This window comes from Achromobacter sp. HZ01, assembly GCF_003267925.1.
GTDB classification, from domain to species: domain Bacteria; phylum Pseudomonadota; class Gammaproteobacteria; order Burkholderiales; family Burkholderiaceae_B; genus Achromobacter; species Achromobacter pulmonis_A.
Window position 1 is genome coordinate 515,152 of sequence record NZ_LWKV01000001.1, and the last position, 24,910, is coordinate 540,061.

The 24,910-nt window shown below is 67.6% G+C and carries 24 protein-coding genes and 1 tRNA gene; 11 read left to right on the forward strand and 14 right to left on the reverse strand.

The features are described 5' to 3' along the window. Positions 1-7: 7 nt before the first annotated feature. The 4 genes from coaBC to A6B37_RS02460 form a co-directional block, all read right to left on the reverse strand. The gene (gene coaBC, locus A6B37_RS02445; protein ID WP_102772130.1) at positions 8-1,207 is read right to left on the reverse strand and encodes a bifunctional phosphopantothenoylcysteine decarboxylase/phosphopantothenate--cysteine ligase CoaBC; all 1,200 of its coding nucleotides are present in this window, start codon (positions 1,205-1,207) and stop codon (positions 8-10) included. Between the two features lie 116 nt (positions 1,208-1,323). Further along, entirely contained in the window at positions 1,324-1,848 is a 525-nt protein-coding gene (lspA, locus tag A6B37_RS02450) for a signal peptidase II (protein ID WP_102772129.1), read from the reverse strand. Between the two features lie 2 nt (positions 1,849-1,850). Further along, positions 1,851-4,712 carry an isoleucine--tRNA ligase gene (ileS, locus tag A6B37_RS02455; RefSeq protein WP_111824801.1) on the reverse strand — a complete coding sequence of 954 codons (2,862 nt, stop codon included), beginning with the start codon at positions 4,710-4,712 and terminating at the stop codon, positions 1,851-1,853. Next, positions 4,702-5,667 (reverse strand): bifunctional riboflavin kinase/FAD synthetase, encoded by a 966-nt coding sequence (locus A6B37_RS02460; RefSeq protein WP_102772127.1) that lies wholly within the window; start codon positions 5,665-5,667, stop codon positions 4,702-4,704. Before A6B37_RS02460 ends, ileS begins: the two co-directional genes overlap by 11 nt. A 110-nt stretch (positions 5,668-5,777) precedes the next feature. Between A6B37_RS02460 and purN the strand changes: the two genes are divergently transcribed. Together purN and A6B37_RS02470 are read left to right on the forward strand one after the other, a co-directional pair. Next, on the forward strand, positions 5,778-6,434 hold the full coding sequence (purN, locus tag A6B37_RS02465) for a phosphoribosylglycinamide formyltransferase (RefSeq protein WP_111825526.1): 657 nt from the start codon (positions 5,778-5,780) through the stop codon (positions 6,432-6,434). 490 nt (positions 6,435-6,924) lie between these two features. Then, the gene (locus A6B37_RS02470) at positions 6,925-8,241 is read left to right on the forward strand and encodes an RsmB/NOP family class I SAM-dependent RNA methyltransferase (RefSeq protein WP_168202144.1); all 1,317 of its coding nucleotides are present in this window, start codon (positions 6,925-6,927) and stop codon (positions 8,239-8,241) included. Here the strand turns inward: A6B37_RS02470 and A6B37_RS02475 are convergent. Beyond that, on the reverse strand, positions 8,205-8,612 hold the full coding sequence (locus tag A6B37_RS02475; RefSeq protein ID WP_102772126.1) for a hypothetical protein: 408 nt from the start codon (positions 8,610-8,612) through the stop codon (positions 8,205-8,207). The genes A6B37_RS02470 and A6B37_RS02475 overlap by 37 nt on opposite strands. A gap of 318 nt (positions 8,613-8,930) precedes the next feature. Here A6B37_RS02475 and A6B37_RS02480 point away from each other — a divergent pair, with 318 nt between their 5' ends. Genes A6B37_RS02480 through A6B37_RS02490 form a run of 3 tightly spaced genes read left to right on the forward strand, consistent with a single transcriptional unit; the run spans position 8,931 to position 12,741 of the window. Continuing rightward, positions 8,931-10,139, forward strand: coding sequence for a fatty acid desaturase (locus A6B37_RS02480; RefSeq protein WP_111824802.1), 1,209 nt, complete (start codon positions 8,931-8,933; stop codon positions 10,137-10,139). Continuing rightward, on the forward strand, positions 10,136-12,430 hold the full coding sequence (locus A6B37_RS02485) for a UvrD-helicase domain-containing protein (RefSeq protein ID WP_111824803.1): 2,295 nt from the start codon (positions 10,136-10,138) through the stop codon (positions 12,428-12,430). The genes A6B37_RS02480 and A6B37_RS02485 overlap by 4 nt, the downstream gene beginning before the upstream one ends. A gap of 5 nt (positions 12,431-12,435) precedes the next feature. Further along, positions 12,436-12,741 carry a chorismate mutase gene (locus tag A6B37_RS02490; protein WP_102772123.1) on the forward strand — a complete coding sequence of 102 codons (306 nt, stop codon included), beginning with the start codon at positions 12,436-12,438 and terminating at the stop codon, positions 12,739-12,741. 22 nt (positions 12,742-12,763) lie between these two features. Here the strand turns inward: A6B37_RS02490 and A6B37_RS02495 are convergent, their stop codons facing one another. The 5 genes from A6B37_RS02495 to dapC form a co-directional block, all read right to left on the reverse strand. Continuing rightward, complete coding sequence (locus tag A6B37_RS02495; RefSeq protein ID WP_102772122.1) at positions 12,764-14,698, reverse strand: ATP-binding cassette domain-containing protein; 1,935 nt, start codon at positions 14,696-14,698, stop codon at positions 12,764-12,766. Beyond that, positions 14,695-15,591, reverse strand: a complete 897-nt coding sequence (gene prmB, locus A6B37_RS02500; protein ID WP_111824804.1) for a 50S ribosomal protein L3 N(5)-glutamine methyltransferase — start codon at positions 15,589-15,591, stop codon at positions 14,695-14,697. Before prmB ends, A6B37_RS02495 begins: the two co-directional genes overlap by 4 nt. A gap of 83 nt (positions 15,592-15,674) precedes the next feature. Then, entirely contained in the window at positions 15,675-16,829 is a 1,155-nt protein-coding gene (gene dapE, locus A6B37_RS02505; RefSeq protein WP_111824805.1) for a succinyl-diaminopimelate desuccinylase, read from the reverse strand. Continuing rightward, the gene (dapD, locus tag A6B37_RS02510) at positions 16,829-17,650 is read right to left on the reverse strand and encodes a 2,3,4,5-tetrahydropyridine-2,6-dicarboxylate N-succinyltransferase (RefSeq protein ID WP_102772119.1); all 822 of its coding nucleotides are present in this window, start codon (positions 17,648-17,650) and stop codon (positions 16,829-16,831) included. Before dapD ends, dapE begins: the two co-directional genes overlap by 1 nt. A 24-nt stretch (positions 17,651-17,674) precedes the next feature. Next, positions 17,675-18,871 carry a succinyldiaminopimelate transaminase gene (dapC, locus tag A6B37_RS02515; protein WP_168202103.1) on the reverse strand — a complete coding sequence of 399 codons (1,197 nt, stop codon included), beginning with the start codon at positions 18,869-18,871 and terminating at the stop codon, positions 17,675-17,677. 45 nt (positions 18,872-18,916) lie between these two features. Between dapC and A6B37_RS02520 the strand changes: the two genes are divergently transcribed. After that, positions 18,917-19,003, forward strand: a tRNA-Leu gene (locus A6B37_RS02520). A gap of 156 nt (positions 19,004-19,159) precedes the next feature. Here A6B37_RS02520 and A6B37_RS02525 read toward each other — a convergent pair. After that, positions 19,160-19,735, reverse strand: coding sequence for a BrnA antitoxin family protein (locus A6B37_RS02525; protein WP_111824807.1), 576 nt, complete (start codon positions 19,733-19,735; stop codon positions 19,160-19,162). Continuing rightward, a complete protein-coding gene (locus A6B37_RS02530) occupies positions 19,722-19,988 on the reverse strand; it encodes a BrnT family toxin (protein ID WP_111824808.1) in 267 nt (88 codons plus the stop codon). The genes A6B37_RS02525 and A6B37_RS02530 overlap by 14 nt, the downstream gene beginning before the upstream one ends. A gap of 302 nt (positions 19,989-20,290) precedes the next feature. Between A6B37_RS02530 and A6B37_RS02535 the strand changes: the two genes are divergently transcribed. Then, positions 20,291-20,659, forward strand: a complete 369-nt coding sequence (locus A6B37_RS02535) for a hypothetical protein (RefSeq protein ID WP_146747988.1) — start codon at positions 20,291-20,293, stop codon at positions 20,657-20,659. Here the strand turns inward: A6B37_RS02535 and A6B37_RS02540 are convergent. Then, entirely contained in the window at positions 20,656-20,892 is a 237-nt protein-coding gene (locus A6B37_RS02540; RefSeq protein WP_111824810.1) for a toluene tolerance protein, read from the reverse strand. The genes A6B37_RS02535 and A6B37_RS02540 overlap by 4 nt on opposite strands. 600 nt (positions 20,893-21,492) lie before the next feature. On the opposite strand from A6B37_RS02540, the gene aqpZ reads away from it, so the two are divergent. The 4 genes from aqpZ to A6B37_RS02560 all read left to right on the forward strand — a co-directional run bounded on the left by aqpZ (position 21,493) and on the right by A6B37_RS02560 (position 24,259). Beyond that, positions 21,493-22,200, forward strand: coding sequence for an aquaporin Z (gene aqpZ / locus A6B37_RS02545; protein WP_102772113.1), 708 nt, complete (start codon positions 21,493-21,495; stop codon positions 22,198-22,200). Positions 22,201-22,267: 67 nt separating this feature from the next. Next, positions 22,268-22,957, forward strand: a complete 690-nt coding sequence (locus tag A6B37_RS02550) for an MgtC/SapB family protein (RefSeq protein WP_111824811.1) — start codon at positions 22,268-22,270, stop codon at positions 22,955-22,957. A gap of 66 nt (positions 22,958-23,023) precedes the next feature. Continuing rightward, the gene (gene kdsA / locus A6B37_RS02555; protein ID WP_102772111.1) at positions 23,024-23,881 is read left to right on the forward strand and encodes a 3-deoxy-8-phosphooctulonate synthase; all 858 of its coding nucleotides are present in this window, start codon (positions 23,024-23,026) and stop codon (positions 23,879-23,881) included. Between the two features lie 69 nt (positions 23,882-23,950). Further along, the gene (locus A6B37_RS02560; protein ID WP_102772110.1) at positions 23,951-24,259 is read left to right on the forward strand and encodes a carbohydrate isomerase; all 309 of its coding nucleotides are present in this window, start codon (positions 23,951-23,953) and stop codon (positions 24,257-24,259) included. Positions 24,260-24,268: 9 nt separating this feature from the next. Here A6B37_RS02560 and A6B37_RS02565 read toward each other — a convergent pair whose 3' ends face one another. Next, complete coding sequence (locus tag A6B37_RS02565) at positions 24,269-24,754, reverse strand: GNAT family N-acetyltransferase (RefSeq protein WP_111824812.1); 486 nt, start codon at positions 24,752-24,754, stop codon at positions 24,269-24,271. Positions 24,755-24,910: the final 156 nt, after the last annotated feature.

Consider the following 24,910-nt stretch of genomic DNA (forward strand, 5'->3'; position numbering starts at 1 on the left):
CAGAGGACTACTTCGGCGGCACCCGCGCCGCGATCTCGGCGATCAGTCGGCGCGCCGCGTCCAGCTTGCCGGCGGCGGGCAGGGGATGCACGCCCTGTTCGTCGAACAGCACCAGTTCGGTGGTGTCGGCGTCCATGACCTTGTGTGCGAGGTTGCCCACCAGCAGGGGGATGCCCTTGCGCGCGCGCTTGGCTTCGGCGTGCTCGGCCAGCTTCTCGGTTTCGGCCGCGAAGCCCACGCACCAGGGGCCGTCGGCCAGCTTGGCGACTTCGGCCAGGATGTCGGGATTGGGCTCGAACTCCATGACGGGGGCGCCGCCGCCCTCGCTGGTCTTTTTCAGTTTCTGGGTGCTGACGTTCTTCACGCGCCAGTCGGCCACGGCGGCCACGGCGATGAAGATGTCGGCGTCGGCCGCGCTGGCCATCACCGCATCGTGCATCTGGCGCGCGGTGGTGACCGACAGCGCGGTGACGCCGCGCGGCACCGGCAGGAAAGTGGCGCCGGTGATCAGCGTGACGCGGGCGCCGGCCTCGCGCGCGGCGCGCGCCAGCGCGTAGCCGGTCTTGCCCGAGGAGCGGTTGCTCAGCACGCGCACCGGGTCCACCGGCTCGGACGTGGGGCCGGCGGTCAGCAGCACGTGGCGGCCGGCCAGCAGCTTGGGCTGGAAGAAGGCGATCAGGTCCGTCAGCAGTTCGTGCGCTTCCAGCATGCGGCCGTCGCCGGTCTCGCCGCAAGCCTGTTCGCCGGCGGCGGGTCCCAGCACGCTGACGCCGTCGGCGCGCAGTTGCGCGACATTGCGCTGCGTGGCCGGGTTGGCCCACATTTCGCGGTTCATGGCGGGCGCGACCAGCAGCGGACAAGCGCGCGCCAGGCACAGCGTGGACAGCAGGTCGTCGGCCATGCCGTGGGCCAGCTTGGCCATGAAATCGGCGCTGGCGGGCGCGATCAGCACGGCGTCGGCGCCGCGCGTCAGGTCGATGTGCGCCATGTTGTTGGGCACGCGCGCGTCCCAGGCGTCCACGAACACCGGGCGGCCCGACAGGGCCTGCATGGTGACGGGCGTGATGAAGTGCGTGGCCGCCTCGGTCATCACCACGTCGACCGTGGCGCCCTGTTCGGTCATGCGCCGCACCAGCTCGGCGATTTTGTAGCAGGCGATGCCCCCGGTCAGGCCGAGGACGATGCGTTTGCGGGCGAGGTCGAGCATGGGGGCGGGGCGGCGGGTTCAGCGCCGCGTAAACGAGGAACGGACAGTGATTTTATTCTGCATTGCGGCATCGCGCCGTTCGCCATCCGTTCAGGGGGGATCAAACGCGGCGAAACTCAGGCTTGCGGCTTGCGCGAGCGCAGCAGTTCGTCCAGCACCAGCAGCACGGCGCCGCAGGTGATGCCGACGTCGGCCAGGTTGAAGGCGGGGAATTGCCAGTTGTTCCAGTAGAACAGCAGGAAGTCCACCACGTGGCCATGCACCACCCGGTCGATGACGTTGCCGATGGCGCCGCCCAGGATCAGCGTGAGCGCCAGGCAGAAGCGCGGCTGGCCGTGGGTGCGGCGCAGGATGATGGTGATGACCACGGCCGCCACGCAGCCCAGCCCGGTGAAGAGCCAGCGCTGCCAGCCTTCCTCGGACGCCAGGAAACTGAACGCGGCGCCGCGGTTGTACACCAGGGTGAAGTCGAAGAACGGCAGCAGGTTGACGCGCTGGCCGTACTGGTACGCGGTGTTGAAGTAGATCTTGGTCAGCTGGTCCAGCACGATGATGGCCAGCGCGATGGCCAGCCAGCGCCCCACGCGCGCGGGCGCGGGGCGGGTGCCGGACTGGACGCCGGTGGGGGCGGGCCCGGCCATGTTCAGGCCTTGTCGCGGGCTTCGCCCGAGCCGAACAGGTTGGACACGCAGCGGCCGCAGATCTCGGGATGATCCGCGTCCTGGCCCACGTCCAGGCGCCAGTGCCAGCAGCGCTCGCACTTCTTGTGCGCCGAGGGCGTGACTTCGATGCGGGTCTCGCCTTCGCCGGCGTGCACGGTGGCCCGCGAGACGATCAGCACGAAGCGCAGGTCGTCGCCCAGGCTGGCCAGCAGTTCGCGGTCCGCGCCGCTGGCGTAGAGGTCGACCTCGGCCTGCAGCGACGAACCGATGTCGCCGGCCGTGCGCACTTCTTCGAGCTTGCGCTGGACTTCGGCGCGGATGGCGCGCAGGCGCGTCCACTTGGCCGTCAGCGCCTCGGCGTCGGCGTACGGCGGCAGCGCGTGGTAGACCTCGGTGAAGATCGTGGTGCGGGCGGCGTCGGCCTGGTTCTTCAGGGCGGAGTCGACCAGTTCCTTCCAGGCTTCTTCGGCCGTGAACGACAGGATCGGCGCCATCAGCTTGAGCAGCGTCTGGGTGATGTCGAGCAGCGCGGTCTGGGCCGAGCGGCGGGCGCGGCTGTCTTCGGCCGAGGTGTACAGGCGGTCCTTCAGGATGTCCAGGTAGAACGCGCCCAGGTCTTCCGAGCAGAAGGTCTGCAGGCGGGCGACGGCCGGGTGGAAATCATAGCGTTCGTAGTTGGCCTGGACCTCGGCCTGCATCTGCGCCGTCATGGCCAGCGCGTAGCGGTCGATCTCGAACAGTTCGCCGTAGGGCACGGCCTGCGACACCGCGTCGAAGTCGGCCAGGTTGGCCAGCAGGAAGCGCAGCGTATTGCGGATGCGGCGGTAGCCTTCGACCACGCGCTTGAGGATCTCGTCGGAGATGGACAGTTCGCCCGAGTAGTCGGTGGAGGCCACCCACAGGCGCAGGATTTCGGCGCCCAGCGAGTCGGACACCTTCTGCGGGGCGATCACGTTGCCCACCGACTTGCTCATCTTGCGGCCCTGGCCGTCGACCACGAAGCCGTGCGTCAGCAGCGCCTTGTAGGGCGGCTGGCCGTAAAGCATGCAGCCGGTCAGCAGCGAGGAATGGAACCAGCCGCGGTGCTGGTCCGAGCCTTCCAGGTAGAGGTCGGCGGGCCAGCCCAGTTCGGCGCCGTGCGAGCCGGCGAAAGCGCCGTCCTTGCCGCCCAGCACCGTGGCGTGCGTGCTGCCGGAGTCGAACCACACGTCCAGCGTGTCGCGGTTCTTCTCGTACTGGTCGGCCTCGTCGCCCAGCAGTTCGCGCGGGTCCAGCGCCTGCCAGGCCTCGATGCCGCCTTTTTCGACGCGCTGCGCCACCTGTTCGAGCAATTCGATGGTGCGCGGATGCAGCTCGCCGGTCTCCTTGTGCACGAAGAAGGCCATCGGCACGCCCCACTGGCGCTGGCGCGACAGGGTCCAGTCCGGACGGTTGGCGATCATGGCGTGCAGGCGGGCGCGGCCCCAGGCCGGATAGAAGGCGGTGGCGTCGATGCCGGCCAGCGCCGATTCGCGCAGGGTCGGGCCGCCGTCCTTGGGGGCCACGTCCATGCCGGCGAACCACTGGCTGGTGGCGCGATAGATGATGGGCGTCTTGTGGCGCCAGCAGTGCATGTAGCTGTGCTTGTGCTTTTCCACGTGCATCAGCGCGCCGGCTTCCTTCAGCGCCTCGACGATCTTGGGGTTGGCGTCCCAGATCGACAGGCCGCCGAACAGAGCCAGGCTGTCGGCATACTTGCCGTCGCCCATCACCGGGCTGATGAAGTCGGTGTCTTTCATGCCGTGCGCCTTGCACGAGATGAAGTCCTCGATGCCGTAGGCCGGGGCCGAGTGCACCACGCCCGTGCCGGAGTCGGCGGTCACGTAGTCGCCCAGGTAGACGGGCGCCTTGCGGTCGTAGGCGGCGTCGAACTGCGCCAGCGGATGGCGGAACTGGATCTCGGACAGCGCCGCGCCCGGGGCGGTGGCGATGATTTCGCCTTCCAGCTCCCAGCTCTTCAGGCAGTCCTCGACGCGTTCCTTGGCGATCAGCAGCAGAGGGCCGAACTTGAGCGCCGGCGACACGCGCACCAGGGCGTATTCGATTTCGGGATGCACGTTCAGCGCCTGGTTGGACGGGATGGTCCAGGGCGTGGTGGTCCAGATGACGATGGCGCCGTCGTCCACCGAATCCAGGCCGAAGGCCGCGGCCAGCCTGGCGTGTTCGGCGAACGGGAAGGCCACGTCCACCGCCGGGTCGACGCGGTCGGCGTATTCGACCTCGGCCTCGGCCAGGGCCGAGCCGCAGTCGAAGCACCAGTTCACGGGCTTCAGGCCGCGGAAGACGTAGCCCTTGTCCAGGATGCGGCCCAGCGCGCGGATCTCGTCGGCTTCGTTGCTGAAGTTCATCGTCATGTAGGGACGATCCCACTCGCCCAGCACGCCCAGGCGCTTGAAGTCCTTGCGCTGGCGGTCGATCTGTTCGAGCGCGTAGGCGCGGGCCTTGGACTGGACTTCGGCCACCGGCAGGTGCTTGCCGTACTTTTTCTCGATCTGGATTTCGATCGGCATGCCGTGGCAGTCCCAGCCCGGCACGTAGTGCGCGTCATAGCCGGCCATGTTGCGGCTCTTGACGATGATGTCCTTCAGGATCTTGTTGACCGCGTGGCCGATATGGATGTCGCCGTTGGCGTAGGGCGGGCCGTCGTGCAGCACGAAACGCGGGCGGCCGCGGCTGGCGGCGCGGATCGCCTGGTAGACGTGGTTTTCCTCCCACTGCGAAATCCAGGCGGGCTCGCGTCGGGCGAGGTCGCCCCGCATGGGGAAAGGGGTATCGGGCAGGTTGAGGGTCTTTTTATAGTCCATGGACGGCAAAATAGGCGCGCGCGTTTCGCGCGTCTTCGGCGATGGCGGCAGTCAGGGAAGGGAGGTCAGGGAATTTTTCTTCGTCCCGCAGCTTTTGCAGGAATTCGACGCGTACGAGTTTACCGTAAGCGTTGATGGTCTCGTCGAGCAGGTGCGCCTCGAGCAGCACGCGGCCGCGGTCTTCGACCGTGGGGCGCACGCCCAGGCTGGCCACCGCGGGCAGGGCGCGCTCGCCCAGGCCGTGGACCTGCACCACATAAATGCCCGAGCGCGCGGCGCAGCGTTCGGCCACGCGCAGGTTCATGGTGGGAAAGCCCAGCGTGCGGCCCAGCTTCTGGCCGTGTATGACGTGGCCGCTGATGTGATACGGATGGCCCAGCAGGTGGCGGGCGCGCTCCAGGTCGCCCACCGCCAGCGCGGTGCGCACTTCCGAGCTGGAGATGCGGTGCCCGTGCTGGTCGGTTACGTCGGCCAGCGTCTGCACCTCGAAGCCGTGGCGCAGCCCGGCTTCGCGCAGCAGGTCGATGTCGCCGCTGCGCTTGTGGCCGAAGCGGAAATCCTCCCCCACCAGCAGCCATCTGGTGTGCAGGCCCTGCACCAGCAGCTGTTCGATGAAGGCGTTGGCCGACATCTCGGCCAGGCGGGCATTGAAACGCTCGACCACGACCTGGGAGATGCCGTAGCGCGCCAGCGCCGCCAGTTTGTCGCGCAGCCCGGAGATCCGGGTGGGCGCCAGTTCCGGGCGCTGGTGCAGCGTGGCGAAATATTCCCGCGGATGCGGCTCGAAGGTCATGACGGCGGGCGCCAGCGCGCGTTCGCTCGCGACCTGGCAGACGCGCGCCAGCATGGCCTGGTGTCCGCGATGGACGCCGTCGAAATTGCCGATCGTCAGCGCGCACGGGGCGCGCCGCTCGGGCGGGGGCAGGGATCGGTAGATATGCAGCGATGGTTTCACGAGCGAGAGTTTACAATTTTGGATTCCGGGTTTGTTCCCATCCCGCCCAAATCGCGCGGGACTCGCGCGCACAAACCCGATTTCCCTTGGAATTCCTTATCTTGCCGGAAATATCTACCACCAAGCGCCGCCTGGTCATCCTGATCTCGGGGCGGGGCAGCAACATGCGGGCGCTGGCCGAAGCGTGCCGCGACCAGGGCTGGCCGGCCGAAGTGGCCGCCGTGATCGCCAGCCGGCCGGACGCCGCCGGCCTGGAATGGGCCGCCCACCAGGGCATTCCCACTGCGGCCCTGTTCCACAAGGACTACGCCAGCCGCGAGGCCTTCGACGCCGCGCTGGCCGCCGAGATCGACCGCTACGAGCCCGATTACGTCATCCTGGCGGGCTTCATGCGCGTGCTGACGCCGGGCTTCGTCAACCATTATGCGGGCCGGCTGGTCAACATCCATCCTTCGCTGCTGCCGGCCTTCCCGGGCCTGCACACCCACGCCCAGGCGCTGGCCACCGGCGTGCGGGTGCACGGCTGCACGGTGCATTTCGTGACCCCGGTGCTGGACCACGGCCCCATCATCGCCCAGGGCTGCGTTCCGGTGCTGGCCGGCGATACGCCGGAAGCGCTGGCCGAGCGCGTGCTGACGGTCGAGCACCAGGCTTTCCCGGCGGCGGTGCGCTGGCTGGCCGAAGGCCGGGTTACCCTGACGAGCGACCACCGCGTGAACGTGGCGGGCGATCCCGAGCGCCTGTTCACCTGGTCGCCGGCCGCCTGACCGTCCGCGCAACGCGCGCTGCAACGCATTTACCGGGCGGCAAACCTCCGCCCCACTGGAATACGCCATGACTAAATCCCAACCCCCGCGTTCCCGTCCGGCCGGCGCCCCGCGCGCCGCCGAAGGCCGCGACGGCCGGAGCTTCTTTTCGCGCCCCAAGGGCGAGGCCCGGCAGGCGCTGGAGCGCGGCCGCGACGGTCGCCGCGACGAGCGGCGCGAAGGCCGTCCCGACGGCAGGCGCGAAGAACGCCGCGACGAGCGGCAGGGCGAGCGCGCCTCCTACGGCGCCGAGCGCCGCGAAGGCCGCCCCGGCCAGCGTCCGTCCTACGACGCGCCGCGCGGCGGCGAGCGCGCCTCCTACGGCGCCGAGCGCCGCGAAGGCCGTCCCGGCCAGCGTCCCCACGACGCCCCGCGCGGCGAGGCCCGCGCGCCGCAGAAGCCCCAGTACAACCGTCCGCGCCAGCCGTACGCCGCCATCCGGATCGAGCAGGTGCAGCGCGCCCTGGGCGAAATCCTGCAATGGACCCACCCGGCCGACGCGGCGCTGTCGCACTGGCTGCGCAGCCATCCCAACCTGGGCGCGCGCGACCGCTCCGAGGTCGCCGAGGCCGTCTACGACGTGCTGCGCCATCTGCGCCGCTACCGCCAGTTCGGCGAAAGCGGCGTGGGCCCGGCCTCGCGCCGTCTGGCCATCCTGGGCCTGGCGGCCACGCTGGGTGCCGGCGAGCTGGCCGAAGGCCTGGACGCCGCCGAGGCCGAGTGGCTGCGGCGCGTGTCGCAGATCGACCTGGCGACGCTGCCGCGCGCGGTGCGCGGCAGCATCCCCGACTGGCTCGACGAGCGCCTGGGCGCGATGGACAGTCCCGAAACGCTGATCGAGGCGCTCAACCGCCAGGCCAGCCTGGACCTGCGCGTCAATCCGCTGAAGGCCGAACGCGACGCCATGCTGGCCGAGCTGCAGCAGGGCGCCGGCCGCTACCAGCCCGTCGCCATGCCGTATTCGCCCTGGGGCATCCGCATGGAAGGCCGGCCGGCCATCAACCGCTGGCCGCAATTCGAAAACGGCAGTATCGAGGTGCAGGACGAGGGCAGCCAGCTGCTGGCGCTGCTGGTCGGGCCGCGCCGCGGCGAGATGATCATCGATTTCTGCGCCGGCGCGGGCGGCAAGACGCTGCTGCTGGGCGCGCTGATGCGTTCCACCGGCCGCCTGTACGCTTTCGACGTGTCGGCGGCGCGCCTGGCGCGCGCCAAGCCGCGCTTCGCGCGCAGCGGCCTGTCCAACGTGGTGCCGGTCGTCATCGATAACGAGAACGACGCCCGCGTCAAGCGCCTGGCCGGCAAGGCCCAGCGCGTGCTGGTCGACGCCCCGTGCAGCGGCATCGGCACGCTGCGCCGCAATCCCGATCTCAAATGGCGCCAGCACCCCGAGGCGCTGGCCGAGCTGGGCCAGTTGCAGGAGCGCATCCTCAAGAGCGCCGCGCGCTGCGTGGCGCCCGGCGGCCGCCTGGTCTACGCCACCTGCAGCCTGCTGGCCGAGGAAAACGAGGTGCAGGCCGAGCGTTTCCTGGCCAGCCACCCCGATTTCGAACGCCTGGACGCCGCCGCCATCCTGGCGGCCCGCTGCGAGAACCTTCAGCTCGACGGTCCTTATGTGCAGCTGCGCCCCGACGTGCACGGCACCGACGGCTTCTTCGCCGCGGTGTTCGAGCGCAAGAAAAAGGGGGCCGTAGCCGAATCCGAGGAATCGGCCGAGGCGGCGCAGGCGTCGGATCAGGAACCCGGCGTGACGCCCACCGTGGCGCTGTAGCGGCGGGTGCCGAGCGTCTTGTCCTGGTACTTCACCTCCCAGGCCAGGGAATCCTGGCCCGGCCGGTCGGCCTGGTACACGAGTTGCGACACGGGCACCGTCTTGTAGGCGCAGCGCCCGGAGGCGCCCGACTGGCCGCGCGTCTGCATGACGCTGGCCTTGCCCAGGCGCGGCGCCAGCGTGATGGACAGCCGCGGCGCGCGCAGGGCCAGGCAGTCCGACCCGCGGATCTCGTAATAAGAGGCCAGCACCACCACGTCGCCCGGCTTCAGCGTCTGCGACGCGGCGGGCGCGGACAGGCCGGCGCCCACCAGGGCCAAGGCGCAAGTAAAATGGGGACGTATTTTGAGGCGGGGTTTGTTCGGCAACATCAGTGGGGCAAAAGAGACAGTCGGGGCGTGGCGGACGGCAGTGCGCGCGGCCGCGCGGCTGACAGGAACTTTAATGCCAAAACCTGGCCCAAACCACTTGTCCCGGCGATTGCGCTACCCTTGTTACAGGGTAGATGCAGGGTCGCAGGGCCTGGCCTCGCGCTCGTCTTTTATGGTCGCGAGTAGGGATGTTTACGTGTCAAAACCCTGGCTTAGTCCTTGATTTCTCTCAAAAACTATTTTGAAACTCCCTTGTCATAAGACGGCAAAGGTAAGCTAAACTTCACGCACTTCTCAAGCGAGGCTCATAACAGCTTTATGGATTACATCCTCTCCTTCATTGCCGGCGGTCTGACGCAAGCCACCTGGTGGCAGATCGTCGTGTTCACCCTGGTGATGACGCACATCACGATCGTTTCGGTCACGGTATTCCTCCATCGCAGCCAAGCGCACCGCGGCCTGGATCTCCATCCAGCCGTCATGCACTTCTTCCGTTTCTGGCTCTGGATGACGACCGGCATGGTCACCAAGGAATGGGTTGCCATTCACCGCAAGCACCACGCCAAGTGCGAAAAGGAAGGCGATCCCCATTCGCCCATCCTGTTCGGCATCTGGAAAGTGCTGTTCCGCGGCGCCGAGCTGTACCGCGAGGAATCGTCCAACAAGGAAACCATGGCCAAGTTCGGCCACGGCACGCCCGACGACTGGCTCGAGCGCAACATCTACAGCAAGCACAGCCTGTGGGGCGTGCTGACCATGCTCGCCATCGACATCGCCCTGTTCGGCGCCATCGGCGTGACGGTGTGGGCCGTGCAGATGGCCTGGATTCCGTTCTGGGCCGCCGGCGTGGTCAACGGCATCGGCCACTACTGGGGCTACCGCAACTACAACAGCCCGGACACCAGCACCAACGTGTTCCCGTGGGGCATCGTGATCGGCGGCGAAGAGCTGCACAACAACCACCACGCCCACGGCACGTCGGCCAAGTTCTCGGCCAAGTGGTACGAGTTCGACATCGGCTGGTGCTACATCAACATCCTGAAGTTCTTCGGCCTGGCCAAGATCAAGAAGGTCGCGCCCAAGCTCAAGCTGGACGACAGCCGCACCGGCATCGACCTGCGCACCCTGCAGGGCGTGATCACGCACCGCTACGAAGTCATGGCCCGCTACGCGGACGTGATCAAGAGCGCCGCCCGCGAAGAACTCGCCAAGCTGAAGGATTCGCGCAAGAAGGGCAGCGCCGAATGCGACTGGACCCAGTTGCACCGCGTGCGCCGCGCCATCCACCGCAACGAGGACATCCTCCAGCCCGAACAGGTTGCCGCCGTGGACCAGGCCATCGCCCGCAACAAGTCGCTGGCCACGCTGGTGCAGATGCGCCGCGAACTCGGCCGCATCTGGGAAAGCTCCAGCGCCAGCAGCGAACAGCTCCTCAATGATCTGCAGGCCTGGTGCCAGCGCGCCCAGCAAAGCGGCATCGCCGGGCTCGAGCAATTCGCTCAACGTCTGCGCCGCTACGCGGCATGATGCTAGAGAAGCTCAATCCTGAACAACGCGCCGCAGTAACGTTAGAACCGCAGCACGCCCTGGTCCTGGCCGGGGCGGGCAGCGGCAAGACCCGGGTGCTCACCACCCGCATGGCCTGGCTGATTCAAACCGGCCAGGCCTCGCCTTTTGGGCTGCTGGCGGTCACGTTCACCAACAAGGCCGCCCGCGAGATGCTGGCGCGCATGTCGGCCATCCTGCCCATCGATATGCGCGGCCTGTGGATAGGCACCTTCCACGGCCTGTGCAACCGCATGCTGCGCGCCCATCACCGCGATGCCGGCCTGCCGCAGAGCTTCCAGATCCTGGACGTCACCGATCAGCTCGCGGCGATCAAGCGCCTCATGAAGGCCAACGGCGTCGACGATGAAAAGTACCCGCCGCGCGACGTGCAGCGCTTCATCAACGGCGCCAAGGAAGAGGGCCTGCGTCCGGCCGACGTCGAAGCCTACGACGCCCACCGCCGCCGCCTGATCGAGATCTACCAGCTCTACGAGGCCCAGTGCCAGCGCGAGGGCGTGGTCGACTTCGCCGAACTGCTGCTGCGCGCCTATGAACTGCTGTCGCGCAACGCGCCCGTGCGCGAGCACTACCAGCGCCGTTTCCGCCACATCCTGGTCGACGAGTTCCAGGACACCAACACGCTGCAGTACAAGTGGCTGCGACTGCTGGCCGGCGGCGGCGCCGCCATTTTCGCGGTGGGCGACGACGACCAGTCCATCTATGCATTCCGCGGCGCCAACGTCGGCAACATGGCCGACTTCGAGCGCGACTACGCGCGCGGCACCGTGATCCGCCTGGAGCAGAACTACCGCTCCTACGGCCACATCCTGGATTCGGCCAACGCGCTGATCGGCCACAACACCGGCCGGCTGGGCAAGAATCTCTGGACCGAGCAGGGCGAGGGCGAGCCGGTGCGCGTCATCGAGCAGCCGTCCGACGGCATGGAGGCGCAATGGATCGTCGACGAGATCCGCGCGCTGATCCGCGACGGCAGCCTGCGCCGCGAGATCGCCGTGCTCTACCGCAGCAACGCGCAGTCGCGGGTGCTGGAACACGCCATCTTCTCGGCCGGCATTCCCTACAAGGTGTACGGCGGCCTGCGCTTTTTCGAGCGCCAGGAAATCAAGCACGCGCTGGCCTACCTGCGCCTGATGGCCAACCCGCACGACGACACCTCGTGGATGCGGGTGGTGAATTTCCCGACCCGCGGCATCGGCGCGCGCACGCTGGAGCAGCTGGCCGACGCCGCGCGCGCCCATGACACCAGCCTGTATTCGGCGGTGGCCCTGGTGGGCGGCAAGGGCGGCTCCAACCTGGCGCAGTTCGCCCAGCTGATCCACCGCCTGATCGAGGAAACGCGCGACCTGCCGCTGCCGGAGATGGTCGAACACATGCTCGAGGCCAGCGGGCTGAACGCCCATTACAAGGCCGAGCGCGAAGGTGCCGAGCGCCTGGAAAACCTGAACGAACTGATCACGGCGGCCGCCGTGTTCGCGTCCGAGGAAAACTACGACGGCCTGCCGGCCGGCGTCGTGCCCGAGCAGGACGCTTCCTCGACGCTCATGCCGGGCGTGGTGGACGCGCCGGCCATCGGCGGCGACGGCCTGACGCCGCTGGCGGCGTTCCTGTCGCACGCGGCGCTGGAGGCCGGCGACAACCAGGCCCAGCAGGGCCAGGATGCGGTGCAGCTCATGACCGTGCACGCGGCCAAGGGCCTGGAGTTCGACGCGGTCTTCATCACCGGCCTGGAAGAGGGCCTGTTCCCGCACGAGAACAGCATCCTCGAGCCGTCCGGGCTGGAAGAAGAGCGCCGCCTCATGTACGTGGCCATCACGCGCGCCCGCCAGCGCCTGTACATCAGCCTGGCGCAAAGCCGCATGCTGCACGGCCAGACGCGCTACGCGATGCGCTCGCGCTTCCTGGACGAAATTCCGGAGCAGCACCTGAAATGGCTGACCCCCAAGGCCGGCCTGGCGCAGGTCGGCGCCACCAGCGCGAGCTGGGGCGGCGGCAACCGCGGCGACGCGTTCGGACGCAAGCCCACCAACACCATTGCGCCGCGTCAACCGCGCAGCGTGGCCAGCGGCGTCACCGTGGGCGACAAGCAGTATCGTGTAGGTCAGGGCGTGCGCCACGCGCGGTTCGGCGAGGGCACGATCATCGGCCTGAGCGGCGCAGGACAGGACGCCCAGGCCCAAATCCAGTTCCGCGACGTGGGCGCCAAGACCCTGGCGCTGGGCATCGCGAAACTCGATATCGTTCAGGGTTGAAAAACATGGCCGAGCACGAATCCCCCGAAGACGAGCTGGCGTCGCTGCGCGCCGAGATCGACGAGATCGACCAGCAGATCATCCTGCTGCTGGGCGTGCGCTTTCGCTGCACGGACATGATCGGCGAACTGAAGCAGGCCCACGGCATGGACCTGCTCGACACCCGGCGCGAGTCCCAGCAGGTCGCGCGCATCCGGCGCCTGGCCGAGGAAGCGGGCGTGCCGCCCGAACTGGCCGAAAACATACTGCACGAAGTGATCGATACGGTGGTCGCGCACCATACCCGGCTGCGCGAACGCCCTTATTCGTAAGGCGGCGCAAGCCGCCATCCCTTCAAGGCTCCGACTGCTCGATCTCCTCGAGCGAGCCCTGGATCTCCAGCCACTGCTCTTCCAGCTCGTCCATGCGCTTGCCGTGCTCGCCATGCTCGGCCATGACCTTCTGGCGTTCCGCGCGGCGTGCGTCCGAATACAGGTCCGGGTCGGCGATGACGGCGTCCAGCGCCTGCAGCTTGGCGCGCAGTTTTTCCATCTCGGCATCCACCTTGGCGAGTTTCGCTTCCAGCGGCTTGCGCAGCGCCGACAGGCGCTGGCGCTGTTCGGCCTCGGCGCGGCGCTGCGCCTTGCGGTCGATGACGGGCTCGCCGTTGGCCGCGTTCTCGCGCGCCGCTTCGGCGCGTTCGCCGGCGTTGCGCGCGGCCAGCCAGTCGCGGTAGTCCTCCAGGTCGCCGTCGAATTCGCGCACCGCGCCGTCGGCCACGATCCAGAAGCTGTCCACCGTGGTGCGCAGCAGGTGCCGGTCGTGAGACACCAGCAGCATGCTGCCGCCGAAGTCCGCCAGCGCGGTGGCCAGGGCCTCGCGGGTTTCCACGTCCAGGTGGTTGCTGGGCTCGTCCAGCAGCAGCAGGTTGGGCTTCTGCCAGACGATCAGGGACAGCGCCAGGCGCGCCTTTTCTCCGCCGGACATGGGGCCGACCTTGCTGGTCACCGTGTCGCCTGAAAAGCCGAAGCCGCCCAGGTAGTTGCGCAGCTCCTGCTCGCGCGCCTCGGGCGCCAGGCGCGCCAGGTGGGCGATGGGTGTGCTGTCCACGTCCAGCATGTCGAGCTGGTGCTGGTGGAAATAGCCGATGGCCAGCCCGCGCGAGGCGCGGCGCTCGCCGGCCTGCACCGGCAGTTCCTCGGCCAGCGTCTTGATCAGCGTGCTCTTGCCGGCGCCGTTGGCGCCCAGCACGCCCACCCGGCTGCCGGCGCGCACCATCAGCGTCACGTCGCGCAGGATGGGAACGGCATTGCCGGCCGCGTCGGTATAGCCGGCCGACAGGTGCTCCAGCGTCAGCAGCGGGTCGGGCACCTGCTCGGGCGACGGGATGCGGATGTCGATGCCGGCCTCGGCCTGCAGGGGCGCCAGCACCTGCATGCGGGCCAGCGCCTTGACCCGGCTTTGCGCCTGCTTGGCCTTGGAGGCCTTGGCCTTGAAGCGGTCGATGAAGCCTTGCAGCCGCGCGGCTTCGCGCGTCTGGCGTTCGTAGGCGATGTTGCTCTGGCGCAGGCGCTCGGCGCGCTGCGTCAGGAAGTCGCCGTAGCCGCCGCGGTAGCGCACCAGCTTGGCGTGGTCGAAATGCAGGATGGACTTGGCCACCGCGTCCAGGAACTCGGTGTCGTGCGAGATCAGCATCACGGTGCCGGGGTAGGCGCCCAGCCACTTCTCCAGCCACAGCATGGCGTCGAGGTCCAGGTGGTTGGTGGGCTCGTCCAGCAGCAGCAGTTCGGACGGCGCCATCAGCGCGCGCGCCAGCGCCAGGCGCATGCGCCAGCCGCCCGAGAAGCTCGCCACCGGCTGCATCCATTCGGCGGGCTTGAAGCCCAGGCCGGCCAGCAGCTGCTCGGCGCGCGAGGCCGCGCTCCAGGCGCCGGCTTCCACCAGCGCCGCCTCGACCTCGGCGATCTGCGTGCCTTGCTCGTCCGTCAGCGCCGCGCGGCGCGCCTGCAGCTCGCGCAGATGCACGTCGCCGTCGATGACGAACTCGCGCGCCGGGCGCTCGTCGGCCTCGATTTCCTGCTTGACGCTGGCGATGCGCCAGCCGGCCGGCATGGCCAGCGTGCCGGCGTCCACGTCCAGCGCGCCGGTCAGCAGCGCGAAGAGGGACGACTTGCCGGCGCCGTTCTTGCCGACGATGCCGACGCGCTCGCCCGGGTGCACGACGAATTCGGCGCCGTCCAGCAGCACTTTCGTGCCCCGGCGCAGGGTCAATCCAGTAGCGCGTATCACGTTGTCAATTGCTCACGGGTAAACAGCAGGATCTGGTCGGACGCCTGCTCGGTATCCAGCCACATGGGCGACAGTTCGGGGAAGGCCGCTTCGAAGAAAGGCCGCTCGTGGCCGATCTCCAGCACCAGCACGCCGTTCTCGCTCAGGTAGCGCGGGGCGGCCTCGAGGATGCGGCGCACCAGGTCCATGCCATCGGCGCCGCCGGCCAGCGCCAGCTGCGGCTCGTGGCGGTATTCCTCGGGCAGCACCTCCATCGAGCCGCTGTTGACGTACGGCGGATTGCAGATGATGACGTCGTAGCGCTGCGCGGGCAGGCTTTCGAACAGATTGCTCTGGTGCAGCGCCAGCCGGTCCTCCAGCCCGTAGTCCTCGACATTGCGCCGCGCCACCTCCAGCGCATCGGAGGACACGTCCACCGCGTCCACCTGCGCATGGGGAAACGCCAGCGCGCCCAGGATGGCCAGGCAAGCCGAGCCGGTGCACATGTCCAGCACGCGCCCGACCTCGGCCGGGTCCGCGACCCAGGGCGCCAGGCCCTGGTCCAGCAGTTCGGCTATCGGCGAGCGCGGCACGATGACGCGCTGGTCCACGTAAAAGCGGTGGCCGCGCAGCCAGGCCTCGTTGGTCAGGTAGGCGGCGGGGAGCCGCTCGGTCACGCGGCGGTCTATCAGGTCCAGGACGCGGGCGCGCTCTTTGTCGAGCACGCGGGCGTCGAGGAAGGGTTCCAGCGTGTCCAGCGGCAGGTGCAGGGCGTGCAGGACGAGGTATACCGCCTCGTCCCAGGCGTTGTCGCTGCCGTGGCCCAGCGCCACCCCGGCGGCGTTCAGCCGGGAGACGCCGTAACGGATCAGGTCGCGCAGGGTCAGCAGTTCTAGGCGGGCGGATGGTTGCATGGCTGGCATTCTTGATGAATTCGCCCCTCGGGAAACGGCGTCTCCCGAGGGGCGCAGGGCCCGCGCGATCGGCGCGGGACGGATTACGCCTTGGCGGGCAGGAGGTTTTCCAGCGTGCGCCGGTAAATATTTTTCAGCGGCGCGAGCGAGGCGATCTCGACGCGTTCGTTGACCTTGTGGATGGTGGCGTTGCACGGGCCGAACTCGATCACCTGCGGGCAGATCTTGGCGATGAAGCGGCCGTCGGACGTGCCGCCGGTGGTCGACAGCTCGGTCGTCACGCCGGTCTCGTCCTTGATGGCCGAGGACAGCGCCTCGCTGAGCGTGCCGCGCGGGGTCAGGAAAGGCTCGCCGCCCAGCTCCCAGTCCAGCGCGTATTCCAGGCCGTGGCGGTCCAGCACCTCATGCACGCGCGCCTTCAGGCCGTCCGGCGTGCTGGCGGTGGAGAAGCGGAAGTTGAACAGCGCCACCGCCTCGCCCGGCACCACGTTGGTGGCGCCGGTGCCCGAGTTCAGGTTGGACACCTGGAATGTGGTGGGCGGGAAGTACTCGTTGCCCTGGTCCCATTCGATCGCGACGATCTCGGCCAGCGCCGGCGCCAGCTGGTGCACCGGGTTGCGCGCCAGGTGAGGGTAGGCCACGTGGCCCTGGATGCCCTTGACCGTGAGCTTGCCCGACAGCGAGCCGCGGCGGCCGTTCTTGCAGATGTCGCCGAGCGCCTCGCCCGAGGTCGGCTCGCCCACGATGCAGTAGTCCAGCTGCTCGCCGCGCGCCTTGAGCGCGTCGCAGACGATGGCGGTGCCGTCGATCGACGGGCCTTCCTCGTCGGACGTGATCAAAAGCGCGATGGAGCCGCCATGCTGCGGATTGGCCGCCACGAATTCCTCGGCCGCCACCACGAAGGCGGCGATCGAGCTCTTCATGTCGGCCGCGCCGCGGCCGTACAGGTAGCCGTCGCGTTCGGTGGGCACGAACGGATCGCTCTCCCACTTCTCGCGCGGCCCCGGGGGCACCACGTCCGTGTGGCCGGCGAACACCGCCAGCGGCGCGGCGCTGCCGCGCCGGGCCCACAGATTGGTCACGCCGCCCTGGGCGATGGTTTCGCACTTGAAGCCGATGCGCTCCAGGCGCGCGGCAAGCGTGGCCTGGCAGTCTTCATCGGCGGGCGTCACCGACGGGCGGGCGATCAGGTCCTTGACCAGATCCAGTACGGCGCAGGCCGACGCGGGTGTGCTCATCAGGCCCTCAGCAGATCGTTGATGCTGGTCTTGGCGCGGGTCTGCGCGTCGACACGCTTGACGATGACGGCGCAGGCCAGGCTGTGCGTGCCGTCGGCCGACGGCAGCGAGCCGGGCACCACCACCGAGCCCGAAGGCACGCGGCCGTAGGTGATCTTGCCGGTGGCGCGGTCATAGATCTTGGTGCTTTGCGACAGGAACACGCCCATGGCCAGCACCGAGTTCTCTTCCACCACCACGCCTTCCACGACTTCCGAGCGCGCGCCGATGAAGCAGTTGTCCTCGATGATGGTGGGGTTGGCCTGCAGCGGCTCCAGCACGCCGCCGATGCCCACGCCGCCCGACAGGTGCACGTTCTTGCCGATCTGGGCGCACGAACCGACCGTGGCCCAGGTGTCGACCATCGTGCCTTCGTCGACGTAGGCGCCGATGTTCACGTAGGAGGGCATCAGCACCACGTTGCGGGCGATGTAGGCGCCGCGGCGCGCCACCGCCGGCGGCACCACGCGGTAGCCGCCCTGCTTGAAGGCGTTGTCGCCGTATTCCGAGAACTTGAGCGGCACCTTGTCGTAGAACTGCAGCGGCGCCTGGCCCATGATGGCGTTGTCGCTCAGGCGGAACGACAGCAGCACGGCCTTCTTGATCCACTGATGCACGACCCAGTCGTCGCCGATCTTCTCGGCCACGCGCAGGCGGCCCAGATCCAGGCCGTCGATGGTGTGCTCGACCGCTTCGCGCACTTCGGCGCTGGCGTCGGTGGGCGACAGGTTGGCCCGGTTTTCCCAGGCTTGTTCGATGGTGGTCTGCAGGTCGAGAGTCATAGCGGCTCAGCTTTTAAGGGTTGATCAAACAGAAGTATGCACAAAATGGGCAATGCGTTCGGCCGCCTGCACGCAGTCGGCCAAAGGGGCCACCAGGGCGATGCGGATGCGGCCCTGGCCGGGATTCGTCCCGTGCGCCTCGCGCGCCAGAAAGCTGCCCGGCAGCACGGTAACACCGGTACGGCCGTAAAGGTCGCGCGCGAACGCCGTATCCGAACCGGGCGTGGCCGCCCACAGGTAGAAAGAGGCCTGCGGACGGGTCACGTCCAGCACGTTTTGCAGGATCGGCACCACGGCGTCGAACTTTTCGCGGTACATGCGGCGGTTGTCCTTGACGTGGGCCTCGTCGGTCCAGGCGGCGATGCTGGCCGCCGACACCAGCGGGCTCATCGCGCTGCCATGATACGTCCGGTACAGCAGGAAACGGCCGATCAGGGCGGCGTCGCCCGCCACGAAGCCCGAGCGCAGGCCCGGCACGTTGGAACGCTTGGACAGGCTGGAGAACGCCACCAGGTTGCGGTAGTCGTCGCGGCCCAGGCGGCGCGCCGCCTGCAGGCCGCCCAGGGGCGGATTGGCTTCGTCCAGGTAGATCTCGGAATAACACTCGTCCGAGACGATCACGAAATCATGGCGGTCGGACAGCTCGAACAGCGTCTTCCAGTCGTCCAGCGACATGACGTTGCCGGCCGGGTTGCCCGGCGTACAGACGAAAACCATGCGCGTCCGCTTCCAGACCTCGGCCGGAACCCGGTTCCAGTCGCTGCCGAAATCGCGCACCGGGTCGGCGTTCACGAAGTAGGGCGTGGCCCCGGCCAGCAGCGCGGCGCCTTCGTAAATCTGATAAAAAGGATTGGGGCAGATCACCACCGAGCCGGCCGACGGGTCGATGACGGTCTGCGTGAACGCAAACAGCGCCTCGCGCGAGCCCAGCGCCGGCAGCACCTGGGTTTCCGGGTCCGGCGCCGGAATGCTGTAGCGGCTGGCCAGCCACTGCGAAATCGCCTGGCGCAGCGCCGGGTCGCCCTTGGTGGACGGATAGACCGACAGGCCCGCGAGGCTGTCGCGGATCGCCTGTCCGATGCGCTCCGGCGCGGCGTGCTTGGGCTCGCCGATCGACAGATTGATGGGCGTCAGGCCGTCCGGCTGCTGGGCGGCCGAAGCCAGCAAAGCCCGCAGTTTTTCGAACGGATAGGGGTGTAGGGCATCGAGGCGCGGATTCATGACGCAAGATTTTAACAAGCAAGCTACAATAGCGGGCTTGGCTTTGCGAAGGTGGCGAAATTGGTAGACGCACCAGGTTTAGGTCCTGACGCCGTAACAGGTGTAGGGGTTCGAGTCCCCTCCTTCGCACCACTTATTGTCTGACGCTGTCTGGCGGTGCGCACAGCGGTGCGCCAACAGTGTCTACAGCACCCCGAGAACCCCCGAGGCGTCGAATGCCTCGGGGGTTTTCTTTTCGACAGCTGGCGGATTCCTTGCTGCCTGTATTTCGTAGCGTCCCGGGGAGCATCAGGGGAGGCCATGAACGATGGCCACTCCGTCCTGCTCCTCCACCTGCACTTCGTCGTCATGCCAAAGCAGGGGGCGCTTTTCGGCGAGTTTCTTTGCCTCACTGTCTGTCATCCCCTTGAGCACGAAGAAATCGCGCTGCTCGGTGTGGTCGCCAATCTTGCGGCTGATCGTCCTGCGCACGTACTGCTCCAGTCGCAACGGGTCGGCCGGAAAATCGTCGGCGCCCTTATATTGGACCATTGCAGTCTTCGGATGTCCCGCCACGTACAGTTGGATACCGTCCATCGAGCCGCCGATGTACGCGATCTTGGGGCTGTAGGCCGCACGTAGCTTTTGGTCTATCCGGGTTTGCCAGCCGCTTCCTTTGCCTTTGGCCAACGCCAGCACGTCGGGTGACAGCCGGATCGAGATCCGCTCTTTCGTGATCTCTGCCTTGGGACGTCCGACTCGTGTCATTTTTTTCAGGTCGGCTGCTCCGAGTTCGTAGGTGTCCGGATCGGCGGCGATGCCACGGTTAATGACCTCGTCCTCTTCGCGGTTGGGAACGATCGTCCCCGGCTTAAGTTTCGGCATACAGGTTCACCTCTCTCGAGTTTGCCTTGCGAAGGCTGATGATGCGCCGTTCGTCGTTGCGGTCCACGTACACCACGCAATACAGGCGCACATCGATATAGCCCAAGGCGATCATGCGGCGCTCGCCGTACTCTCGGCGCATGTCCTCGCGCACCAGGGCTTCATCCCATTCGAACCATTCAGCGGCCGCCAGCGAAACGCCGTGCTTGCGCTGATTGCTCAGATCTTTGGCGGTGTCGAAGGTGATGATCATTTATTTATTGTATGTACAGAAAATAAAGGGTGCAACGATTTTTTGTGCATACATTTAATGTGCCCTCGCGCTATCGAAGGTGGGGCGCCGGGCAAGGCAAGTCGGGACGCCCCCTTACGGGTATACGCCAGTGCGAATATCCCGATTTTTGCTATATCGTCGCGCTCTTCAGTGGATGCTTGCCCATAAACAGCACGATAAGGAGAGCCTTCCGTGGCACTCAAGTACGCTGCATTTCTGGATGTCATCGATCTGCGCGCCCCGAATCCGAGCGTCCGTACGCGTTCCCCGCGAGGTGTGCCGTGCACGAGTTGCTGGCGGACTGGTGCGAACTACTGAACCTGCTGCTGCGGGTCGCGGCCGATACGCAGGCCACGGCGCAGGCGCGCGATGACGCGCTGCGCGATGCTCACCGGCATTCCTGCCAGGCGCCGATCTGTTTCCGGATGTCCGGCGCAACCGTCGGCCTCCTGGCGGAAACGCTGAACTGCGCCGTGCGCGCCTCCTGCGTCAGGCATGACGACAGCGCCTGGATGCGGGCGTTGGACCGGGCCTACGCGCAATTCCTGCAATACCTGATCCGCGACGTGCAGCGCTGGACCAGCGGCGGCCCGCAGGAGAATGCGGCCCGTTGCCAGTCGCCGCATCCCCTGCCTGGCCGCCCGGGCTAGCTGGCCGCGCGGGCGCGCACGCGCCGCTTGTCGACCTTGGCCTCGGTGTCGCGGCCCAGTTCGACGTCGCGCTGAATGGCGGCATGGACCTTGGCGCGGCTGGCCTCGATCCGTTGCACGCAGGACCAGCCGCGCTGGCTGGCGACGACGAGCTTGCGATCCAGCTCCTGGTGCCGGCGGCGCTTGCTCTCGGTGGACATGGTGTTGAGTTCCTGGTCGGTGATTAACCGCATGTGACGCTCCTTGAGTCGGTCTATGGGTGTGTCGGCCTCTTGACGGGTCTGCACGAAGAAAGTCCTCACGGCGCATGCGGCCGCGAAAGACGGGAAACGGAATCAGAAGGGGGAGGGAAGCCGGACGGCCGGTTCCGCGAGGAACGGCCGCGGCCGATCGCTACCGCATGGCGGCAGACGCGATTGCGCGGGGAAGGTGGCGCGGGGAGGGCATCGGCAAGGCGGCAGCGGGCCGTGACGGCACCCGCCTGTTTTGATGAAGAGGATTCATGTCCCGGACATCAGACACCGCGCACTCCTACCGCAGACTCGGCCGCAAGGGGTTTGCAGCCGGCCGGATGAGGCCTTGCGTGGCAAGGCCATACTTTCGAATGGCCGTAGTGTGCCTGTTTAAATATTTATTGCAAGCCGCAGGACCGATGGGGCCGCCATGGGTTCGCCCATCCGGCCGATCCCCGAAGCCTTTTCGCGCCGTTACCTTGTGTGGGGCGGAGCTGCCGGCGCTCGGGCCGCGAACAAGAACTGTCAAGATTTGCATTGCTTTAACGTTGCAATTCCCGCCGCGCGATACCGTTGGGTTTTCGTTTTTGGGGAGTGGAAATGTATTCGCTATCGAAGCGTTGCGGCGCGGAATTCTTCGGCACGTTCTGGCTGGTGCTGGGCGGCTGCGGGGCGGCGGTGCTGGCCGCCGGTTTTCCCGAACTGGGCATAGGCTTCGCCGGCGTGGCGCTGGCTTTCGGCCTGACGGTGCTGACCATGGCGTTCGCCGTCGGCCATATTTCGGGCGGCCATTTCAATCCGGCGGTCACCGTCGGCCTGGTGGCGGGCGGCCGTTTTCCGGCCAGGGAAATCCTGCCTTATGTCATCGCGCAGGTGCTCGGCGCCATCGCGGCGGCCGCGGTGCTGGCCTGCATCGCCAGCGGCAAGCTGGGTTTCGACCTGAAGGGCAGCCATTTCGCGGCCAACGGCTATGACGCGTATTCGCCGGGCAAGTATTCGATGGCGTCGGCCCTGATTACCGAAATCGTCATGACCGCGGGCTTTCTGTTCGTGATCCTGGGCGCCACCAGTAAGCGGGCGCCGGCCGGCTTCGCCGCCATTCCCATCGGCCTGGCGCTGACGCTGATCCACCTGATCAGCATTCCGGTGACCAACACGTCGGTCAATCCCGCCCGTTCCACCGGACCGGCGCTGTTCGTCGGCGGCTGGGCGCTGGAGCAGTTGTGGCTGTTCTGGGTGGCGCCCATCGTCGGCGCCATCATCGGCGCCATCGCCTACCGGCTGGTGAGCGATCCGGGCCAGGAGTAAGCGGCCGGCGTCCGGAGCGCCCGGACGCGGGCGATAATGGCAGGCTTGCCGTCACCTCAAGCCTGCCATGACCGGACTTTCCATCGCCACCCATCTCACGCTGGCCATGCTGCTGGGCGCCGCCGTCGGCCTGGAGCGCCAGTGGCGCCAGAACTACGCCGGCGTCGTCACGCACGCGCTGGTCGCGCTGGGCGCGGCCGCCTACACCGCGCTGCCGGCGCTGCTGGACGCAGGCAGCGACATGCGCCTGGGCAGCCAGGTGGTGACCGGCATCGGTTTCCTGGGCGCGGGCCTCATCATGCGCGACGGACTCACCATCCGCGGCCTGAGCGCCGCGGCCACCATCTGGGCCACCGGCGCCGTCGGCGTGCTGGCGGGCTACGGCTTTCTGGCCGAGTCCGGCGCGGTGGCGGCGCTGATCCTGGTGACCAACGTCGTGCTGCGCGGCGGCGCCAGGCTGGTCGACCGCTACGTGCCCGAGGCGGAAACCGAGGAACGCTACTACAACATCGCGCTGACCTGCGCGTCGGCCGACGAAGCCCTGGTGCGCGCCGAACTGCTCAACGCGCTGGGCAAGCACAGCCTGCGCTTGCGCGGCGTGGAAAGCCAGCAGCGCGACGCCGGCCGCTCCGAGGTGACGGCCGTGGTCTATTCCATGCGCCAGGAAGACGAGCGCGTGGAAAAGCTGGTGGGCAGCCTGAGCCTGCTGCCGCAGACCTTCTCGGCCAGCTGGACTTCCGACACCGGCAACGCCTGAGCCGCGCCGGCCAAGGTTGTACATTACGCACTATCACCCGCTACATCTCTACAGGATTCACCCGCCATGACCGCGCCGCAAGTCGTCATTTCCCCTTCCATCAACTGCGCCAACGATCTGCCCTTCGTGCTGTTCGGCGGCATCAATGTGCTGGAATCCCGGGAGCTGGCGCTGCGCGCCTGCGAGGAATACCAGCGCGTGACGCGCAAGCTGGGCATCCCCTACGTATTCAAGGCGTCCTTCGACAAGGCCAACCGTTCTTCGATCCATTCCTACCGCGGTCCGGGGCTGGAAGAGGGCATGCGCATTTTCGAAGAGGTCAAGCAGACCTTCGGCGTGCCGGTCATCACCGACGTGCACGAGCCCTGGCAGGCCGCGCCGGTGGCCGAGGTCGCCGACATCCTGCAGCTGCCGGCCTTCCTGGCCCGGCAGACCGACCTGGTGGTGGCGCTGGCCAAGACGCAGCGCGTGGTCAACATCAAGAAGCCGCAGTTCCTCAGCCCGACCCAGATGCTGAACATCGTGGAAAAATTTACCGAGGCCGGCAACGACAAGCTGATCCTGTGCGACCGCGGCACCTGCTTCGGCTACGACAACCTGGTGGTGGACATGCTGGGCTTCGGCGTCATGAAAAAGGTGACCGGCAACCGCCCGCTGATTTTCGACGTGACCCACGCGCTGCAGCAGCGTTCGGCGCTGGATGCGGCCTCGGGCGGACGCCGCGAGCAGGTCGCCGAACTGGCGCGCGCCGGCATGGCGGTCGGGCTGGCGGGCCTGTTCCTGGAGGCGCATCCCGATCCCAGGAACGCGAAATGCGACGGCCCCAGCGCATTGCCCCTGGACAAGCTGGAGCCCTTCCTCACCCAGCTGAAGATGCTGGACGACCTGGTGAAATCCTTTGCCCCGATCGACATCGAACCCTGAGCCCGGCGGCCGTCATGGCCGCGCCAAGTTGTTATACGATCCTGGCCACGTTCTATCAGGGAGGCCCGGATGTCTTTGTATGTAATCGTCGCCGTCCGCAAGGAGCCCGTCAGCGGGCATGTGGCCTATGTGCGCTGGGGGCAGGCCGAGCGCGGCGTGCCCGGCTGGGTCACCGAGCCGGTGACGGCGGCGGCTTCGGAAGTCATCGAACTCATCAAGGACGGCGCCCAGGTCGAGACCGCCATGAGCCTGGACGGCATGAGCGTGGCCTCGCGTCCGGTGCGCGTGCTGGTCGACGATGACGGACGCGAGCATCTCGCGTCCGTGCCCGTGCCCAGCTCCACGCTGCACACGCTGTTCGACCTGCCGGAATTCTGAGCCGGCCGCTCAGCGCCGGCCCTGCGCGAAGTTCTGCAGCGCTTCGCCGGCCAGGCGGTAGCGCACCCATTCATCCTGCGGCAGCGCCCCGATCGAGCGGTAGAAATCGATGGCCGGCTCGTTCCAGTCCAGCACGCTCCATTCCAGCCGGCCGCAGCCGTTGGCCACCGCTTCCTGCGCCAGGTGGCGCAGCAGATCGCGTCCGGCGCCGATGCCGCGGTGTTCCGGCGTGACGTAGAGGTCTTCCAGGTAGATGCCGTTGCGGCCCAGCCAGGTCGAGTAGCTGTAGAAGTACACGGCGTAGCCGATCACCTTGCCATCCAGCAGGCACATCAGCGCCTTGGCCGGCGCGCCCTCGGCGAACAGCGTGCGCCGCACGTCCTCGACGCTGGCGATCACCTCGTGGGCGGCGCGCTCATAGATGGCGAGTTCGGTGATGAAGGCATGGATCTGGGCCGCGTCCGTAGGGGCGGCGGGGCGGATTTCGAGAGTCACGGGATATTCCTGCTGTATTTCTGCTTTTAGGGACGCTTATCCTACCGCGAACCCCGGCCTCGGGATTTCCCTTACTTGCGTGGCGGGCGGCGGGGGGCGATTCTTGGGACGGATCTTGCCCGCGCGTCCGGATGGATACTACAGAGAGCGTTCTCT

Coding starts and splice junctions, on each gene's coding strand:
- coaBC (WP_102772130.1), bottom strand. CDS start 1,207: ATGCTCGACCTCGCCCGCAAACGCATCGTCCTCGGCCTGACCGGGGGC.
- lspA (WP_102772129.1), bottom strand. CDS start 1,848: ATGGCCGGGCCCGCCCCCACCGGCGTCCAGTCCGGCACCCGCCCCGCG.
- ileS (WP_111824801.1), bottom strand. CDS start 4,712: ATGGACTATAAAAAGACCCTCAACCTGCCCGATACCCCTTTCCCCATG.
- A6B37_RS02475 (WP_102772126.1), bottom strand. CDS start 8,612: ATGTTGCCGAACAAACCCCGCCTCAAAATACGTCCCCATTTTACTTGC.
- A6B37_RS02480 (WP_111824802.1), top strand. CDS start 8,931: ATGGATTACATCCTCTCCTTCATTGCCGGCGGTCTGACGCAAGCCACC.
- A6B37_RS02485 (WP_111824803.1), top strand. CDS start 10,136: ATGATGCTAGAGAAGCTCAATCCTGAACAACGCGCCGCAGTAACGTTA.
- A6B37_RS02490 (WP_102772123.1), top strand. CDS start 12,436: ATGGCCGAGCACGAATCCCCCGAAGACGAGCTGGCGTCGCTGCGCGCC.
- prmB (WP_111824804.1), bottom strand. CDS start 15,591: ATGCAACCATCCGCCCGCCTAGAACTGCTGACCCTGCGCGACCTGATC.
- dapE (WP_111824805.1), bottom strand. CDS start 16,829: ATGAGCACACCCGCGTCGGCCTGCGCCGTACTGGATCTGGTCAAGGAC.
- dapD (WP_102772119.1), bottom strand. CDS start 17,650: ATGACTCTCGACCTGCAGACCACCATCGAACAAGCCTGGGAAAACCGG.
- dapC (WP_168202103.1), bottom strand. CDS start 18,871: ATGAATCCGCGCCTCGATGCCCTACACCCCTATCCGTTCGAAAAACTG.
- A6B37_RS02525 (WP_111824807.1), bottom strand. CDS start 19,735: ATGCCGAAACTTAAGCCGGGGACGATCGTTCCCAACCGCGAAGAGGAC.
- A6B37_RS02530 (WP_111824808.1), bottom strand. CDS start 19,988: ATGATCATCACCTTCGACACCGCCAAAGATCTGAGCAATCAGCGCAAG.
- A6B37_RS02540 (WP_111824810.1), bottom strand. CDS start 20,892: ATGCGGTTAATCACCGACCAGGAACTCAACACCATGTCCACCGAGAGC.
- aqpZ (WP_102772113.1), top strand. CDS start 21,493: ATGTATTCGCTATCGAAGCGTTGCGGCGCGGAATTCTTCGGCACGTTC.
- A6B37_RS02550 (WP_111824811.1), top strand. CDS start 22,268: ATGACCGGACTTTCCATCGCCACCCATCTCACGCTGGCCATGCTGCTG.
- kdsA (WP_102772111.1), top strand. CDS start 23,024: ATGACCGCGCCGCAAGTCGTCATTTCCCCTTCCATCAACTGCGCCAAC.
- A6B37_RS02560 (WP_102772110.1), top strand. CDS start 23,951: ATGTCTTTGTATGTAATCGTCGCCGTCCGCAAGGAGCCCGTCAGCGGG.